We start from the raw sequence: 17818 nt of genomic DNA on the forward strand, positions 1-17818 counted from the left end.
TATGGATCGCTGGCATATGAGCAGAGCAGGAATTTTTAATTTTTGGTACTACGATGAAGAAGAGTTTCACTTTGAGGAAGGTAGATTAATTTTACGTGGAACGAACGGTTCAGGTAAATCGGTCACGATGCAAAGTTTGATTCCACTCGTGTTAGATGGAGATAAGCGCCCCCAACGTCTGGATCCCTTTGGATCACGTGATCGTCGTCTTGAATATTATCTACTGGGAGATGGCAACGAGGGGCATACAGATCGGACCGGCTATCTTTGGCTTGAATTCTATCATCCTGCCAAAAAAATATATAAAACGATTGGGATTGGACTTAGAGCCCGGCGTGGTGTTACACAGATTGGTTTCTGGGGTTTTTTGCTTGAAGATAACAGAAGAATTGGTGAAGATTTTTATCTGTATGATTACAATTTATGGTTAGAAGAAGGCAAAAAGGTTCCCCTTAACCGTAAATCTTTAGAAGAGCAAATAGCATCCGGTGGACAAGTGGTTCAGGGACAGGGTGCCTATCAAGAAATGGTGAATAAAGCACTATTCGGGTTTAGAGAGATAGAATCTTATAAAGATTTATTAAAATTGCTGTTGGAGCTACGTAGTCCAAAATTATCTAAAGATTTCAAACCTTCATCTATATATGAAATTTTAAATAATTCATTACCTCCGCTTATGGAAGAAGATCTGAGTTCGTTATCTGACGTTCTTGAGGAAATGGACCAAATAACAGATCGGCTGGATGAGTTACAGTTACATCTAGAGGAGATCAGTCGGATTGAAAAAAGTTATAACAGCTATAATCAGTTCCTCTTACAACAAGCATCCGCTGATGTGATTCAAAAATGGAAGGCGTATAACAAGAATAATAATCAAGTTGAACATATTCAAGCGGAATTAAAGCAATTAGAAGAAGATCGTCAGAGGGTTGTACGCCAACTAGACGATTACCATCAGCGCCTTGGAATTGTGGAGATGGAGTTGGAAATTTTAAACCAAGGTGAAGCAATGGGCAAGCTACGGGAATTGGAACTTGTCGAAGAACAGTTGAAGGAGGTACACAAGCAGCTTCAGAGCCTTGCACACCGCCTTAAAACCAATGAGAATAAGCTGGAACGTCTAAAGAAGGAGATTTTACAATTAAACAACTCTTTAAACCGGATTGTCAACGAACAGGATGAAACGATCAGTGAATTGGAGGATATAGCACGTATCATCGAATTTCACGAGCACGATATTTATCATGGACTGTGGAACCGTGCCATTCCTGAGGAAGATCGCTGGCATAAAAGCTGGTTGCAAGACCTTGAAGCTCATAAGAAAAAACTGGCTTTGGCGCAACAAACAGCGAGAGAAGAAGGGGAGGCTTCGAGAGCCGCCAAAGAAATGGAAATTCAGCTTGGAGAAGTCCACAAGGAACGGCACCAGGCCGAAGGTGAGCAAGCAAAACAGGCTGAGCATGTGGAGTCAACAAAAGAAGAAATGAGAGAACTGTTGGTTCGCTGGTATCAAGAGTTGAAGCACATCCCTGCGCAAGGAGAGCAATTGCGAGAAAGTTTGCGTGCTTTAACTTCGCTCACTACTCATAACCGTCAATATGAACCCGTACGTCAGCCCGCTGTACAAGCTTATGAACAAAAGAAAGAAGCAATTATGCAGCAAAAAGTTCAATTAAATCAGGAAAGACTTTCTGTACAAGCCGAGACAACTAGACTTGAACAGGAACTTAATCAGTGGAGATCGACTAGAGAACCAGAGCCCAGAAGGACTGACAATAGAGACTCCGCCCGCAAACAGAGAGGAACAGGGAGAGGGGCACCACTCTATACGGTGTGTGAGTTTAATGAAAATTTAACAGACATACAGCAAGCGCAATTGGAAGAAACATTGGATCAAGCGGGTCTGTTAGATGCATGGATTTTACCAGGTGGTCAGGTTGGTGTACTAGACCAGGAGCACAATGAAGAAGTGTGGTTTCAACCTGTAAATCGGATAAAGGGGACAACGCTAAGTTCTGTACTGTATGCAACACCTACGGAGAAGAGTGGGCTGTCAGCGGAGGATATTACAAGTGCGTTAGATTCGATAGGGTGGAACCAGCAAATAGAGCAATCCATAACTCGTATTGAAACGGCAGGTGCCTTCATTGCTGAAACGGGAGAATTTAACCTGGGACCTATCTCTGGCAAGAATAGTTCCAAATCACGTTCTGAATTTATCGGAGAAGCAAATCGCTTACGCACAAAAGAGTTAGAGATGGCGAAGTTGCAAGCAGAAATACAGTATACAAATGAACAACTTCAAGTCATCAGCCAGCAACTTGAGTTATTGACACAACATCAGCAGGAAATGGATATTGAATTCGAAGCTTTTCCTCAGGATCTTGAGCTTCAGAAGCAATTGGAAAGCCTGATGAAAATAACATTTCGGCTGGAACAATTCATGATTCAAGAGCAGAAAGTGGAAGAGCGTTATAAAGAAAAGGTTTCAGACTGGAGAGAGCTACAGTTAAGGTTAACTGAACAAACCGCAGAGTGGTCCTTATTGAAAAAAGAGCATCAAATAACTGAGGCGATTGAACTTAGTTCTGCTTATCAAAGCCGCATATCTGACCTTTACTCTTACTGGGAGCAGCACCGTAGTACACTGCGATTGAAGAATAATCAGGAGGAACAACAAGCCGAATTGCTCATTCTCGTTGAGGAAGATCAAATGGATGTAAGGGATCGAGAAGATCAGAGAGTAAGGATGACAGCTCAAGTAGATTTACTCAAGAAACTAGTCAAAAGCATGGGAATCCAAGAAATTCATGAACGAATTACTAAGTATAAAGAAGAAAAAGATACAATTAAACACAATGTTATTCAATTACAGAATGATAAAGAGCAAAAATACAAGATTTTAGGCGAGGTAAGTACAACCCTTAAAAATGAAGAAGAAAAATTGAAGTATATTCAAAGTGAATTGGATGATGTAATAGCCCTCTGGAAAATGGAAATAAACTTAGCGCTATTACCTATCTGGAAAACATTTATTGGCCAGATAGAAGCTGAAACTTCTATATTAGAAATTGTGAAATGCTGCGAACAGATTACAAAGGAATATGCGAATCTCTTCACAAATCTAAATCGAGAGCGAATGGTTAATGACTTGACGCAGGAGTTTCAGAAAGGGAAAACAAATTTACAAGACTATGTATTAGAGATGGATCATGGGGGGGTTAACTCAAGTCGAATCATTCTTCTTTCCAAAAGAGATCGTATGAACCCGATGACTCCAACGGCGGTGTTACAGGAGTTAACTCAACAAATTGAGGAACAGCAGATTCTACTTACAGCCAAAGATCGTAATTTGTATGAGGAGATCATTATCGGAAGCGTAGGAAAGGCAATCCGTAATAGAATCCATCGAGCCCGAAGTTGGGTGGATGAAATGGATCAGTTAATGAAGCAAAGAAATACTTCCAGTGGGTTAAAGCTCTCGTTGAAATGGGAACCTCGCGAACGTATTAGTGATAATGAATTGGACACAACGGATTTGGTGGATTTATTGATGTTAGACGCCAACCGTATGGACGATGAGCAGATTGAACAGGTTATTACTCATTTTCGGACAAAGATATCTCAGGCAAAAGAGGAAGCTCAGAAAGAAGATGAGGTACTACGTAAGTACATTTACTCACAACTCGATTACCGAAGCTGGTTTCAATTCAAACTGGAGCATTTAAAAGGAGATCGAACTAATTATACGGAACTGACGGATCGTAAATTTAATGTACTAAGTGGTGGCGAGAAAGCCATGGCTATGTATATTCCTTTGTTTGTCGCTTCTTATTCCAGATACAGTGATGCTGATACAGACGCACCTAGAATTATCTCGTTGGATGAAGCGTTCGCAGGCGTGGATGACGCTAATATGAGAGATATGTTTCATTTACTGACTGACATGGGCTTTGATTATATAATGACTTCTCAAGTTCTATGGGGCTGTTACGATACGGTGCCTAATCTGGCGATATATGAAATACACAGACCCAAAGATACGGATATCGTTACATTGTTCCATTATCGGTGGGATGGTGAAAGTAAGATACTCATGGACTGAACTAAATCTATATCTATATGCAGCATAGAGGTGTGTTATGGAACTTGCTAATCGGAAAACAGCCAAGCAATATTATGCCGATCCTAGCTTTGAGAACTTATTGACCACTGTTTTCAATAAATATCAAGGTCTTAATGGTGTGAAAGGGAACGCTCGGATCATTGTAAAAACGGTGGCTGAAGCAGAGAGATTGCAAGACTATTTTGGCTATCGCACACGACGATTAATTCGTCCTGGTTCAGAAGTTGAAGTTCATTTAAAGATTTTTGCTGAGGAATTGGAACGAGGTTATAAGCTAACAATACCAGATTTATATGATGTCTTATATGGTAAACAGCTATTGACGAGACACGAACAAAAAGAATTGAAATTAACAGCCTGGATGGATCTTTTTACAAAAGTGAGGCAGGATTTTAAACGTGAATTTAATATTTCTGAAGCGGAGATCCAAACATTTAATCAGAAGACTTTTAACTGGTTCAGTAGGTTACAGGCGGGAGACGCTAAGGGTTATGGAGTATTGAGGAGTACCTTCAATAAAGGAGAAAATGCTTACTCTGATCTGCTTATTTGTTTAAGCGCTCTATGGCATTTACTTATTAAGAAGAAAGAAATGTTTGTAGAAAGGGGGGTATCCACTGAGAAAATTACTTTACCTGCATTCGCTGCACATGTGACTCAGGATTCACATGCCTTTGATAAAAAATGGTCACTTGGAAGACTATTATGGCATGCCCTATATGATATAGATATGCGAAGGGTACTTGCAAATGATACGCTAGAGAGTGATCGTACGGTGGTTCCTGAATATTTACTAGAGCGTCAAGTGTATAGGGATTTCGGTGTCAAGGACGACGATCTTAGCTCTATATCTCACGTTTTTGTACCAAACTTAATCAAAGGTACTTCCCCTCGTACACTGAACTTGCGAGAAATAGAGGAAATGGAGCATTTACCGAGGTATTCGGCATTATACATTGTTGAAAATCCCTCTGCGATCTCTCATCTGGCAGATGAGACTATTCACTTCCTGAATAAAAACGGATTCTCCTTAGAGCAACTCCCAAAGAGTTTTCCGGCTCTTATTTGCACCATTGGACAAGCAAGAACTGCTTCTAAATTATTTATAGACAAGTGTCTAGCTTCCAACCCTGATTGCGTTATTTATTATTCGGGCGATCTGGATTGGCACGGTTTGCAGATGATGCATGGGATAGAGGGACAATTTACAGTACAGTTTCATGCCTGGAGGATGGATGTGTCCATTTACCGCAAATATATCTCTACGCGAAGTGTAGCTTTATCCAATGAAGATTTAAAAAACTTAGGACAATCCAACAATGCCTTAGAACAGGAAATGGTGAAATTTGGAGTTAAAAAAGTATATCAAGAATTATTTGGTAAGGAATTACGTGAGGACTTCATTGAAGTGATCCATGAAGCTGTTAGGGTTTGAAACCGATTATTGAATAGCTAATAAATTTAATCTGATAGGTGCTGAGGGTATGCCTGCTTGGCAGTTGAAGCATATAAAGGGAGAAATGTTCGCATCTGAAGTTACTCCAATGAATGTGGATGAATCCAAGAATCTGCATCGCTTAGGATGGGAGCAAGGATTTCATTGGGAACGCTATCTTCAAGAAGAGGGAGAATCAAGTGCTTATAAATTAAGTATCATCGGTGACAGAAGCTTGCAGGGAGCTATTGCATATCGAGTGGCGGAGGATCATGTGTATATTGATTTATTGGAAAGCTCACCACATAACCGATTTAACAATCCTGAAAGACAATTTATTAATGTAACAGATGTTTTACTAGGAGCTGCTTGTTTAAAAAGCTTTGAAGCAGGAAAAGATGGTTTTGTTGCATTTACACCTAAGACAAGGCTCTACAGTTATTATGCAGACAGATTCAATGCTAAAAATTTAGGTTCCCGTATGTACCTTAACGACATTGATGCATATCGCCTTATTGGGTTATACTATAAATAAGGAGATGATAATCATGTCCAGACTCGCTCGTAATAAAGCTCTAGGTATAAGAACTGTGAACAAGGGTATAAGTGCATATTCTATGAGAGAACTTGAGGGTACTATGATTGTACCTGCCCCTAAAGAAGCTCGAGAAGAGATAGACCACGACATGAAGAAAGTTCGTATAAATTTGATTCAAGAGCTTGGACAAGCGGAATATGATCGACGAATTCAGAATTCCAATAAAATATTTAAAGACCTTATGAATGAAACAGAGACTGGGGACTGACCCCATAACGTGAGACAAATCAAAACACCTTCAAGAGAATCGAGCCATGTCGTAAGATATGGAGATAACCTTGGAGGTGTTTTTACGTTGGTAACGAGAGTGAGTTACCTTAGAAATTAAAGATGAAAGCTATTGAAATGAGATTAGCAAGAGTTCCGGTAAGAGAGTTATGGAGCAGTTGGGAATACGGAATAAGACACAGCTAAAAACATGGATGAGATGGTATCGAAAAGGCGAAGTGCATCGTCTGGAGCAGCCTTTGGGTAAACAATACAGCTACGGAAAAGGTCCGGAACACTCTTCGGAGCTCGAAAAAGTAAAAGCAGGAGAACGGTTCCTGAAGCAGCAACTGGACCTGCTAAAAAAGTACAAGGAACTAGAAAGGAGGTGGAACCTCAAGTCGTCATTGCCTGGGTCGAGTCCATTCGAGAAGAAGTGACGGTGTCTGAGGCTTGTGCATGGCTCGGGATCGCAAGAGCTACCTACTACCGCTGGAAAGCAGCCGTGGAGACAGAGCGTACAGATGCTACGGTGGAGAAGATCCGGCAGCTATGCATCCATCATAAATTTCGGTATGGTTACCGAAAAATCACCGCACTCCTTCGGGCAGAGCAAAGAATCAATCACAAACGAGTTCAGTGGATTATGCAGCGTGAGGGGCTACAGTGCCGCGTGAGGATGAAGAAGCGAAAGGCCACTGGGCAGCCCGCTCATCCAGCAGAACATCTGCTCAAGCGGCAATTCCATACAGAAGCGCCCCTGCAAAAGCTCGTCACGGACATCACCTATTTACCGTTTGGCGGAAAGATGGTGTACTTCTCCAGTATTCTAGATCTGTACAACGGGGAGATTGTGGCTTACAGTATAGCGGACAAGCAAGATACGTCCTTGGTTTTGGATACGCTGAATCAACTTCCAAAACGGACAAGCATGCTGCTCCATAGCGACCAGGGAAGCGTATATACGTCACAGGCTTACCAAGCTGCAGTAAAAGAAAAGGCATTACCATGAGCATGTCCCGTAAAGGAACGCCCGCTGATCATGCCCCCATCCATTCCACACTAAAGTCTGAAACGTTCTACCTCGAAGATCTCATGTGTACAACGACTGGCTGCTTAAACTTGCAAGGTGTTTTGATCCCTTTCTCACAAAGGGGGTCAGTCCCGTCCCCATTTCCGCGGGTGTTTTATCTACTTCGGTGATACGAATATCTTTTTGGCTCTCGTCGATCTCCTGGAACTCACCGTCAAATCGTAAGTAGGAGGCATGAATGGCTTCCTTTAACTCCGATTTGGAAGCGTAGTCGTAGCTGGACATCTCATCGCTCCTTTAAATGATATGGATGATACTCACCCCTTTATATGTACCATTCCCAATATGACAACTGTATGTCTTATTCAAAAATAAAAAAATATCGTTTTTTGTGATTTTATGAAACAAAATTGGTGTGTTCACGAAACAGGATGCAAAATTAATTGAAAAATTAAGACAAAAGATAAGTATTTAGACATATTTTAATATATATTTAAATGTCTATAATTATTGGAGTATAGCGCTTAAGGGCCCTTATTGGTGTTGGGATATGATTCCCACATCAGTACGTTATATACCGTTAGGGCAGGTCATGTCCGATGAACGGTGCAACCATTGCTTTAGTATCTGAATCTAATGAAGAAGGGGATTGTTATATGAAATCGAGTTTGCTAAGAAAATGTGCAAGTGTAATGTTAAGCAGTACGTTGGTACTGTCTTTATCATTACCGTTGCTAGGTCATGCACATGCGGATGGGAATTTACAGATAAGTGATGATTTTGAACAAGGAGAAGCTCAAGGCTTGACCGCAGGTTCGGGGAACTGGTCTGTAGTCAAGGATGGGAATGGTTCTACATACCAACAATCTAGTCGAAGCGAAAGCCATTCCGTTAAAGGTAATACCTCATGGACGAACTATAGCGTGCAAGCAGATGTATATGTAAATGATTTTAATGGCTCCAATCGAGTCTACGTTGCAGGTAGATACACAGATTCCAACAACTTCTATGCAGCATCGCTGTACAACAAGAAAGACGGAGCTCTTGAAATTCGAAAAAAAGTCAAAGGCTCTATGAAGACACTGGCTACCAATAAAAAATACAAACTGGACACGAATACATGGTACAGAGTCAAGCTGGAACTATCCGGTTCGGAAATCAAAATGTATGTCAATGATCAACTGGAGCTGTCCGCTACAGACACCAGCCTCACTGCTGGAGCCATTGGTTTGGTAACCTCCAAAGCAGCTGCCCAATTCGATAATGTGATTGTGTCCGGTGTTTCTTCTGAGGTAGATCCAGGCACACCGCCTGTGAACCCAACCCCAGGCACAGAAAAACCGACTCCTGGAGTCGATCCTAATGTAGCCTCCAAAAACAACTACAATTTGACGGGCTTTTCGTATGGTAATACAGGTGGTGGCAGCATTGCCGATACAGATGCCAACTACAAAAAGGTTTACAACGCCGTAGATCTCAACGAAGCACTGAAGAAAGGCAGCAAGGTCAAAGTGATTGAGATTATGAACGATCTTGATCTCGGTTGGAATGAAATTCCTAGTGCTGCCAAAGCAATGCCTTTTAGTGCCAACAATCCTGTACAGACGCATCCTGTTCTGAAAAAGACGGGTGTGAGCAAAGTCTATATCGAGAATATGAATGGAGTTACGATTTTCTCGGCCAACGGTGCGAAAATCAAACATGCCGGTTTTGTCATCAAACGAAGCTCTAATTTGATTTTCCGTAACCTCGAATTTGACGAACTTTGGGAATGGGATGAAGCAACCAAAGGGAACTATGACAAGAATGATTGGGACTATATTACTGTCGAAGGTGCTAGCTCCAAGGTATGGATTGACCATTGTACATTTAACAAAGCCTATGATGGCTTGGTAGATGTGAAAAAAGGGAGTAACGGAGTTACGATTTCCTGGTCTTTGTTCAAAGGAGATGACCGCAGCTCCAATAGCTGGGTAACCCAACAAGTCAACGCGATGGAAGCAGATAAGTCTTCCTATCCTATGTACGCTTATCTGAGAAGCAGTGCAGTAGGCATGAGTAAAGAAGATATCATTGATATTGCAGCAGGACAAAAGAAAGCGCATCTGGTTGGTGCCACGGAAATGGCAGGTGAAAATGCGGATTTGGAAGTGACGCTGCATCATAATTACTATCTGGATATTCAGGACCGTATGCCACGCTTGCGTGGTGGTAATGCTCATGCATATAACATCGTTATGGATGATGCCGGATTGGCCAGAGCCAAAAAAAGAATTACTTCTGACATGGCAAAAGCAATTGCCGCAAAAGGATACCATTTTGATGTCGTGGGTAATGGTGCAATTTCAACAGAGAACGGCGCGGTGTTGCTAGAAAAATCGTATTTAATTGATGTGTTTTCTCCAGTGCGTAATAATCAAAAAGATCCTAACAAAGCGGATTACACAGGTAAAATCAAAGCCGAAGACGTTATCTTTTCCGACAACGGTACCGTATTCAGAGGAGGCAGTGAAGCTGCGAATAGCCCGTTAGCTCCTTATCCTGCGAAGGCCAAGAGCTTCTCTTGGAATGGGTTTACAACGTTGCCATACAGCTATACTGCCGAAGACCCTGCTAACCTGGTTGCTCAATTACAGGCCAAGGATGGAGCGGGTGCAGGCAAGCTGAACTGGTCGAGTGAAAACTGGCTCAAAACGGTGTACAATACAGCCGCTACGAAAGATGCAATAGTGGAAGAAGATTCCGAATAGGTAGGCATATAAAAAAGCAGCCAGGACAGATATGCTCTGTTTCTGGTTGCTTTTTTGGTACCCACGTTAAGGCTGTGTTCGGTACGAACTTAACCAATAACGACAAACGAGGATACGCCAGCAGGTACGGATCTAACGCGGAATAATACTCCATCATCTCTAAAAGTACGCAGGACATAAGGTTGGTTCGTAGGTGTGCGAACTCTGCTAAATCGGGCAGTACCAAAGCGGTCGAAGCCAGCAGCTTGCACAAAGCTTCCATCTAGACGCCGAAGTGTTGCAAAAAACCCAGACGTGTTAAAAGGCACACCATCATTGTTAGCCCAGATGACCGTAAATCGGCGCAGGGTTTGTGTTGGGCTCACATTGCGATATCTCGTAACAGGAACCTTTCTGCCCGTAGATTTCAATGTTTGTGGAGGACGAATGGCCACTTCAAATCAACTCCTTTGTTGTGATGAGATAGTAAATGCACACAAAGGAGTTTTGGACTGTGTTATAAACTATGACTTCTTATAAATAGGCAGACATCAAACTCGAAATGGCACTCCATGTACATTAAAGTTCGATTTTGGACCTCCTTAGGCCCAATCGCGTCGTAGCGTAAAGAGGTCTTTTAACGCGTCTGTAGACAGCTCAGTAATCCAGCCCTCGGTACTGGTTATGATTTGGTCACTAAGCTGCTGCTTGCTCTCCAGCATTTCGTCAATGCGTTCCTCCAGCGTGCCGAGCGAGATAAACTTGTGCACCTGTACATCCTTCGTTTGTCCCATCCGATAAGCTCGGTCTGTGGCCTGATTTTCAACAGCCGGATTCCACCAGCGATCAAAGTGAAAGACGTGGTTGGCGGCCGTCAGATTCAGGCCCACCCCTCCGGCTTTGAGCGACAAAATAAACACGGATGGCTGCTCGGCAGGGGGGAGCGTGTGAGATTGGAATTGATCAATCATTCGGTCACGCGCCGTTTTGGACGTGCTACCGTTCAGATAGAGCACAGGCTCTTGCAGCTCCTGAGCGAGTACTCGTTGGAGCATCTGACCCATACCAATATACTGTGTAAAAATAAGGCAGCGCTCGCCCTCCTCCCGCAGTTCCTTGACCATAGCCAGAATGCGCTCCAGCTTGGATGAACGGCTAATGACCGTCTCAAGATCGGACGGACTATGGCCGGAAGCCGCTGCCTCCGGGAACGCCTCCTTGGTTAAGAGGGCAGGGTGGTCACAAAGCTGCTTCAACTGGGTCAGGGCGGATAAAATGGCTCCTTTCCGCTCAATCCCTTCCAGCTTCTGCATCCGTTCCATCAACTCTTTGACAATCTGGTCATAGAGCGCGCCCTGCTCAGAGGTCAGATGAATGTAGGTTTTCATCTCATTCTTGTCAGGCAAATCAAGCTGTATAGCAGGGTCCTTCTTCTTGCGCCGCAGCATGAAAGGCTGAACCAGCTTTTGCAAATCTAACGTACGCTGCTCGTTATGTTCCTTCTCAATAGCATTCATAAAACGATTGCTAAAGGCGCGTGAGCTACCCAGATAACCTGGATTGATAAAATCATATATGGACCATAGCTCGGACAAGCGATTTTCAATAGGTGTCCCGGTCAACGCAATCCGATGACGTGCAGGAAAGCTGCGCACGGCTGTGGATTGCTTGGTTTGCGCATTTTTAATGTTTTGCGCTTCATCCAGACAGACCGAATCCCAGGTCATGCTTTGCAGCAGCTCTTGATCCAGGGTTGCCGTAGCGAAGGAGGTCAGGATGACATCGGCCTGCTCGACTTCTTCGCGGAACAAGTCTCCCTGCTCCCGCTTGCTTCCATAGTGCAGCATGACCCTTAATGAAGGAGCGAAGCGGCTGAGCTCCTTCTGCCAGTTGCCCAGCACCGACGTCGGGCAAATCAGCAGCGAACTGGAGCGGACACCCGTCTCAGCGGCAATTTCCTGTAGGTGCAGTAAATAAGTAATAAACTGCACCGTTTTACCGAGTCCCATGTCATCGGCCAGGCACGCACCCAATCCAAAGCGTCGTAAAAAGGCAAGCCAAGCATACCCGTCCCGCTGATACGTCCGCAGCTCGGCTTGCAGCCCATCCGGCACGTCCAATGCAGGCCATTCCGACTGCCGCCCGAGCTGGCTGATCAGCTTCAGCAGATGGGCGTTCAGCTCGACTTCCAGTCGGAAGCGTGCCGCATCCTCCGGCTGCTCACCCGAGGCGTCGCCTTCAGGATCGTCGGCGTTGCCGAGCAGGTGCAGCTGCAGGATGTCCTGAAAGGACAATCCCTGAGCGCTGTCGATCCCGGCCATAGCCCGGCGGATCTGCGCCAGCAGCGCGGGGTCGAGCGCGATCCATTGCCCGCGGAAGCGCACCAAGCGCTCGTTGCGAGCGACTAGCTCGGCGAATTCCGACTCGCTCAGATCGGCATCGCCAATGGCCACACGCCAATCGAACTGGACAATCGAGTCCAGTCCGAACAGCGAGCTGCCCTTCGTGCGCTCTCCCGCCCCTTCGCCCGGGCGTACCTTGGCCCGCAGCTTTGGCTTCTTGCGGGTGGCTGCCTCCCACCAAGCCGGGAGCAGTACCTGCCAGCCGCTTTCCAGCAGACGCTGGCTGTCGGTCGTCAGGAATTGCCACGCCGCTTCGTCGGAGAGCGGGCGATTCAGTACATCATCGCGGCTTCCGGCACGCTGCCCGGCTGGCAAAATAGAGGTCAAGCGTTCCAGCCATCCGACTGAGCGCTCACGGATATGTGCTGTCCAGGCATCGGGCCATGAGCCGGATGCGTACCCATCATCGGCGAGCTGTACAGACACCAGCAACGCCGGGTCTTGCTTGTCCTGCAACACAAGCTTGAGCTGCCAGGACGGCTCGTCGTCCTCCAGCTCTGGCTCCAGCAGTTGCAGAAGCGGCCGAAATGGCGCGGTATCGGCTTTCCAGCCGATGGCGATGAGCCAGGCCTGCGCGTCTAGACCCGCTGCGGCCGGGCGGTTGGGGGCGAAGAGAATCGGATATTCTCTTCGCAAATCGGCGGCTTCCGCTTCGGTGCCGTACCAGCGTTGAAATACGGCAGCCGAGAACGCCGCTATCAGCCCTTCCTGCTCGTCCTTCTCCAAGCGGTCGAGCAATGCAAGCTCTGCCGGTTGGATGTTTTCCAGTGCTTCCGCATCCCACTTCCATTGCAGCTTCCCTGTCTGGAACGCCGTGAAGCTGGGCACATAGGCTTTCGCTTCAATACAGTGAGCAAGTAAAGGGATCAGCCGAAGCCACGGGGCATTGGCCTCGTCCCAGATCCATTCGATATGCTTCAGGAGCTCACACTCTGCTAGAAAAGGAATCACCTGCTCCGAAGGCAGCAGAATAATATCCGTGTCTTGAACATGCTGAATCTCCAGCTCGGTGCCATAAAACGAAGCCTCATGCCAAGCAAACAAACGCTGCTTCAGAATTTGACCGGAAATGCTATAGTTCATGGAGGAATCACCATAGATTAGCGCGTCCCCATAGGTAGTTAATTGGATATGCACCGTAATCGTTTCAGTATATTGGCTCATGATAACAATTTCCCTTTCCGCAATTCCTCCTGTAGCGCCCGCAGGCGGCTATGACGGCTGGTGAAGGTCGTAAAGAACAGCTCCCAGCGTGATTCTTGCTTCAGTTTCTTGTACAGCTTGAACAGCCGCTTTAACAACTTGACTGCTGCTTTATAGCTGGCTCTGTTTTTTTCTAGCACATAGCGTTCTACCGCTTGATGGTAAAAGGGGAGTAGTAAATCAGGCGCGTTCTTTTCAATGGGCTGTAACACGTTCACTCGAAAACTCAAAGGTTCACTGCGTATGCTCAGCTGATAGTCGATCCATGACCGCCATTTCTCGTGAGCAAGTAGTGCCTCTTCATACATCCCCCCGGCAAATGGAAGCATACCCACCAGCGTGTCCCACATGTCCTGCTCCGCTTCTGGAAGGTGCTGCAAAACCAGATCCCAATTATGCATATAATCCTGTAAATGGTCATCCCGATGACTGTGAAGCAGGGGGCCAATATGTCGCAATCCGTCCTTGAGACGTGCCCAATCCTCGGCTTTCCGCAACGCCTGTAAGAACAAAAGCAATTGACTGGAAGAGATTTTTAGTGGGAAAACTCGTTCCGCCTCCTCAAGCAATGCCCAAGCCTCATTATCGTGCGATTGGAAAATATGCATCCAGCTGCGAGCCAACATCCACGGAAGCCGTGCCAAAGTTGTGCCGAGATCCTCCTCAGCCGCCTGCAAATGCTGTAATTCCTCCGTATATATACTGGAGTCCTGTCTTGCGGGATGCACCCAGTACAGCCAAATCTGATAATACGCGTCTGAAAAATAAGTACCGTTACGCGATTCTGTCAGCATTTTTTGGCGTAAATAGGCTAAGGTTTCTGCCATGCGGGCTTCTTGCATCGGTTCATCGGTCAGCTCCAGTGGACTCTCAAAATCACGATCGATCGCTTCTTTAAGCTCATCGGCGGCGATTTGCGTGTAATACCCCATATAGGTATGAGAGGGATAGCCCGGCATGGGAGACTGAGGTACCAGCTTTTCCAGCACACGCAGATGAGCATGCAGTCCGTATAGCTGTTGCATGCCGGGTGAAAGCGGCGGCTTCACAGCATAGATCGAGGCTAAAGCGCTTTGGACAAATTGGGAATTTTGTGTGTTTACATGGTTAAGGGCGATACACTGATCGAACAGATTATGCCACTCTGAAATGGGTATGTCCGGTATTTGGCTTGCAGTTTGACTGAGAGCGTTTCGTGTTGTTTCCTTGTGATCCGGTGAAAAATTCGACCGGGAAGGAGGTGTGGTACGCGTATCAGCTTTTGTCGCCAATCGAGTGAATCCCACCGAATGTGCGTTCACTAAAGCATGTACGGAACGTTCCTGTTCATTGGCGTAATTCAGTAGTACGGCGATCATATGCTTGCAGTTGGTGTGGACAGGGCATGTACATCTGCTGGCAGCAAAAGCGCTCAAGTGGAGATCCACCTCGTATAGCTCGCTTCCATCCACGACAGCTGCAATATGGTCGGCATCAGGCATTACGAATTCTTTTACCTTTCCTTGCTTAAAATACTGGAAACCTCGTTTGATCGTCACGTCATTAAAATGGTCAGCCACGTTTTGAATAAGCTGTTGCCACTGTATATCATCCATAAGATAGGTTGGTTTCATATGCATTAGTCTCCTAAGAGAGAATAGTTGATCTGGTATAGCTTAACTCTTCCATTATATCAGTTCACGAATATAAATTGAGTGGAGGGAGCAGTTGGAAAATTCTCGAAGTATAACCGCCAGATACAGTAAAAAGCCCTCTTACGCTGTGGCGTAAGAAGGCTTGAGTCATCAGCAAGAATGGGGAGGCATTCTCTATTGTTTCCCATCCGGATTCTCTGTTCGATGGAAGACCATAGAGATAACTAGAAGCACCAAGGGTACTACCGCGCATACAGCAATTCCAAAATAACCTAATATTTTATCGTAGTTACCTATTTCAACAAAATTTTGGGGATACATGCTCAGGCAAAATAATATAATTAACGGGAGATAACAGATATACCCGTTCCACTTTTGGGTGAGCTGGCTGATCCCCGTTACAATATAGAAATAATAGTTTGAGGCGGTCATAAAAATTTTGATCGTCCACAAAATGATAAATAATATTTCAAATCGTTCCAGGAACGCGCCGGGGAATTCAATTTGCTGTGCAAAAGAAACGACTGGCCATTGCAGTCGGGAAACTTCCTCAACTGACATACAGCCGACAACCATCGTTACCATTAAAATATATAAACCCATTGCAATCGAGTAGCCAATCGACCCAGCCTTCCATGCTTTTTGTGGGTGGGTCATCACATTAGTTAGTATAAGGATGGATTCAAAACCCATTGTAGAGAAAGGTATAACTTTAAGTGATTCAAAGATCGGTCGCCATCCTTTATGGAAAACAGGGCGCAAATTATCAAGATTAAAATGGTTGACATTAAGAACGACCAACAATAAAAAAACAATAAAGGTTAAAGGAAAAAAAAGCTCGATTAATCGAACCATTGCATGGAGACCGCCCCAGGTCAAATACCCAATAAGCAGAAGAAACGGTAAGAGGATCATACTTATTGGGGTTCTCTCCAGTGCAAGACCTTTGAGGAATTCCGCCATCATTCTACATACAAAGGAGCAGACCATCGTGCAATGTGCAATAAATGCAATATTGATGAGCAGGCCGATGAATTTACCCGCAATCACAGGATTGAGCTCATAGAACGTCTTCCCTGGAAATCTCCGGCACAGTTTAACATGGATAAAAACAATGCCTACCCCAAGCAGACTTGCCAGCAAAAGTCCCTGCCACACGTCGGGCGTTTGTGTCTTTTCCGCGATGGTTCTTGGCAAACTGACAATTCCCACAGCGTACACGGTCGAAGTGACTGTAAGTAAGGCTTGAATTGTGGATATTTTTTCCTGTTTTATGGAAGGTATGTTGGACATTACTCTCCCTCTCCTTTTGTATAAGCACCTGTTCGTTCAATCTGTACTTCAGCCTGAACGTCGATTGGTATTTGACTGAATGTATCTTGCCAATTTTCCTTTACCCGATCCCAGTAAGCGGGATAGTTCACTTTTACTTTTGTTCCAAAACCGACTACATCTGATCTCATTTCTTTCTGAAGTGTGTTTAGCGATTGGGATATGGTCTGTTTGATTTCATCTTGCGCCGCTTCTTTGGCGGTTCGGATGAATGATTCCTTCAGGAAGTCTACAGAAATAACCGAGTTTTCGTTTAGTTTGACATCTGTTTTGATACGAACCGTGAATGAGAGATCCTGTCCATTGAGGTGGGGAATAAGTTTACTATGGGCATCCTCAACTTCAAACACCATGTGTTGTTTCGTCTTTGGGTCCTCAACTTTAATAATGGAACCCTTCGTTTTTCCCAGCATCCAGTTGATCCCGATAACATTCTCTTCGTCCAGCCAATAAGCAAATTTCTTCGTTTTGCCGCTGACCAGAGCTGCTCCTGAGAAGTGGTTGCCGTCATTGCTTTCTAGGCATTGAATGAGGAAGTCAGCTCCTTGTGAGATATGTGTAGACATTTCCCCTAATGTTATTCTATAAGGTATTTTTGAGTTGAAGTCACTATTTTTAGCCAATGCTTCAAGATCAATGGAAGGTATCTCTTTATGTTTGCCAATCTTATTGAGCGCTTCTTTCGCATTTCCTTTTACGATCATAACAAGTGATTTTCGACTCGGTTTATAGGAGCGAGTAAACGTATCTAACAATTGGTCGATTCTTGTTTTTTGTATAGCTTGGTCACTAATCAAAATCAAGCGAATAAAACTATATAAAGGAGCACGGGCTACCTGCTTGGCCTGTTCCCTGGAAGCAGACTGGATTGAATCTTTGTTAAAGGTTGTTACGTTGCTATACATATTTTTTCTGGATTTCTGCGCTATTAAGTGCTGGTAGGTAAGTTCCAGCATATCCTGCTGATCCGTATCAATGGCGACGCCTTGAATAATACTCAAGTTATCGATCTCTCTGCTATCCCAACAACCGGTGAGGAGAGCAGCACATGCAATCCATGCAGCAAAGCATTTTTGCGCCCATAGGGTTCGACGAAACAGAAAGATGTAAGAGAGCATA

Annotated in this window: 12 protein-coding genes and 1 pseudogene; 7 read left to right on the plus strand and 6 right to left on the minus strand. The window is 44.8% G+C overall.

Going from position 1 to position 17818, the window contains the following annotated elements; all coding sequences use genetic code 11:
- Nucleotide 1 precedes the first annotated feature (1 nt).
- The 6 genes from NSQ68_RS01200 to NSQ68_RS01225 all read left to right on the plus strand — a co-directional run bounded on the left by NSQ68_RS01200 (nt 2) and on the right by NSQ68_RS01225 (nt 7378).
- Nucleotides 2–4105 carry a TIGR02680 family protein gene (locus tag NSQ68_RS01200; protein ID WP_342427710.1) on the plus strand — a complete coding sequence of 1368 codons (4104 nt, stop codon included), beginning with the start codon at nt 2–4 and terminating at the stop codon, nt 4103–4105.
- 37 nt (nt 4106–4142) lie between these two features.
- Entirely contained in the window at nt 4143–5561 is a 1419-nt protein-coding gene (locus NSQ68_RS01205) for a TIGR02679 domain-containing protein (protein ID WP_342427711.1), read from the plus strand.
- Between the two features lie 49 nt (nt 5562–5610).
- Complete coding sequence (locus tag NSQ68_RS01210; RefSeq protein WP_342427712.1) at nt 5611–6096, plus strand: hypothetical protein; 486 nt, start codon at nt 5611–5613, stop codon at nt 6094–6096.
- Nucleotides 6097–6109: 13 nt separating this feature from the next.
- Nucleotides 6110–6367, plus strand: coding sequence for a hypothetical protein (locus NSQ68_RS01215; RefSeq protein ID WP_342427713.1), 258 nt, complete (start codon nt 6110–6112; stop codon nt 6365–6367).
- 169 nt (nt 6368–6536) lie between these two features.
- Entirely contained in the window at nt 6537–6806 is a 270-nt protein-coding gene (locus tag NSQ68_RS01220; protein ID WP_342427714.1) for a hypothetical protein, read from the plus strand.
- Complete coding sequence (locus NSQ68_RS01225) at nt 6755–7378, plus strand: IS3 family transposase (RefSeq protein WP_342427715.1); 624 nt, start codon at nt 6755–6757, stop codon at nt 7376–7378. Before NSQ68_RS01220 ends, NSQ68_RS01225 begins: the two co-directional genes overlap by 52 nt.
- Before the next feature lie 159 nt (nt 7379–7537).
- On the opposite strand, the pseudogene NSQ68_RS01230 reads toward NSQ68_RS01225, so the two are convergent.
- Nucleotides 7538–7684, minus strand: a pseudogene (locus tag NSQ68_RS01230) (ClbS/DfsB family four-helix bundle protein); the annotation flags it as partial.
- 371 nt (nt 7685–8055) lie between these two features.
- Here NSQ68_RS01230 and NSQ68_RS01235 point away from each other — a divergent pair.
- Nucleotides 8056–10149, plus strand: coding sequence for a family 16 glycoside hydrolase (locus NSQ68_RS01235; RefSeq protein WP_342427716.1), 2094 nt, complete (start codon nt 8056–8058; stop codon nt 10147–10149).
- A gap of 89 nt (nt 10150–10238) precedes the next feature.
- Here the strand turns inward: NSQ68_RS01235 and NSQ68_RS01240 are convergent, their stop codons facing one another.
- The 5 genes from NSQ68_RS01240 to NSQ68_RS01260 form a co-directional block, all read right to left on the minus strand.
- Complete coding sequence (locus NSQ68_RS01240) at nt 10239–10583, minus strand: hypothetical protein (protein ID WP_307353742.1); 345 nt, start codon at nt 10581–10583, stop codon at nt 10239–10241.
- A gap of 147 nt (nt 10584–10730) precedes the next feature.
- The gene (locus tag NSQ68_RS01245; RefSeq protein ID WP_342427717.1) at nt 10731–13694 is read right to left on the minus strand and encodes a DEAD/DEAH box helicase; all 2964 of its coding nucleotides are present in this window, start codon (nt 13692–13694) and stop codon (nt 10731–10733) included.
- The gene (locus NSQ68_RS01250) at nt 13691–15346 is read right to left on the minus strand and encodes an SWIM zinc finger family protein (RefSeq protein WP_342427718.1); all 1656 of its coding nucleotides are present in this window, start codon (nt 15344–15346) and stop codon (nt 13691–13693) included. Before NSQ68_RS01250 ends, NSQ68_RS01245 begins: the two co-directional genes overlap by 4 nt.
- Nucleotides 15347–15541: 195 nt before the next feature.
- The gene (locus tag NSQ68_RS01255; protein ID WP_342427719.1) at nt 15542–16660 is read right to left on the minus strand and encodes a GerAB/ArcD/ProY family transporter; all 1119 of its coding nucleotides are present in this window, start codon (nt 16658–16660) and stop codon (nt 15542–15544) included.
- A complete protein-coding gene (locus NSQ68_RS01260; protein ID WP_342427720.1) occupies nt 16660–17817 on the minus strand; it encodes a Ger(x)C family spore germination protein in 1158 nt (385 codons plus the stop codon). Before NSQ68_RS01260 ends, NSQ68_RS01255 begins: the two co-directional genes overlap by 1 nt.
- Nucleotide 17818 lies beyond the last annotated feature (1 nt).

It is taken from the genome of Paenibacillus sp. FSL L8-0158 (genome assembly GCF_038592965.1).
GTDB lineage: Bacteria > Bacillota > Bacilli > Paenibacillales > Paenibacillaceae > Paenibacillus > Paenibacillus polymyxa_D.

Coding starts and splice junctions, on each gene's coding strand:
- NSQ68_RS01250 (WP_342427718.1), bottom strand. CDS start 15,346: ATGAAACCAACCTATCTTATGGATGATATACAGTGGCAACAGCTTATT.
- NSQ68_RS01215 (WP_342427713.1), top strand. CDS start 6,110: ATGTCCAGACTCGCTCGTAATAAAGCTCTAGGTATAAGAACTGTGAAC.
- NSQ68_RS01245 (WP_342427717.1), bottom strand. CDS start 13,694: ATGAGCCAATATACTGAAACGATTACGGTGCATATCCAATTAACTACC.
- NSQ68_RS01255 (WP_342427719.1), bottom strand. CDS start 16,660: ATGTCCAACATACCTTCCATAAAACAGGAAAAAATATCCACAATTCAA.
- NSQ68_RS01205 (WP_342427711.1), top strand. CDS start 4,143: ATGGAACTTGCTAATCGGAAAACAGCCAAGCAATATTATGCCGATCCT.
- NSQ68_RS01200 (WP_342427710.1), top strand. CDS start 2: ATGGATCGCTGGCATATGAGCAGAGCAGGAATTTTTAATTTTTGGTAC.
- NSQ68_RS01235 (WP_342427716.1), top strand. CDS start 8,056: ATGAAATCGAGTTTGCTAAGAAAATGTGCAAGTGTAATGTTAAGCAGT.
- NSQ68_RS01220 (WP_342427714.1), top strand. CDS start 6,537: ATGGAGCAGTTGGGAATACGGAATAAGACACAGCTAAAAACATGGATG.
- NSQ68_RS01210 (WP_342427712.1), top strand. CDS start 5,611: ATGCCTGCTTGGCAGTTGAAGCATATAAAGGGAGAAATGTTCGCATCT.
- NSQ68_RS01260 (WP_342427720.1), bottom strand. CDS start 17,817: ATGCTCTCTTACATCTTTCTGTTTCGTCGAACCCTATGGGCGCAAAAA.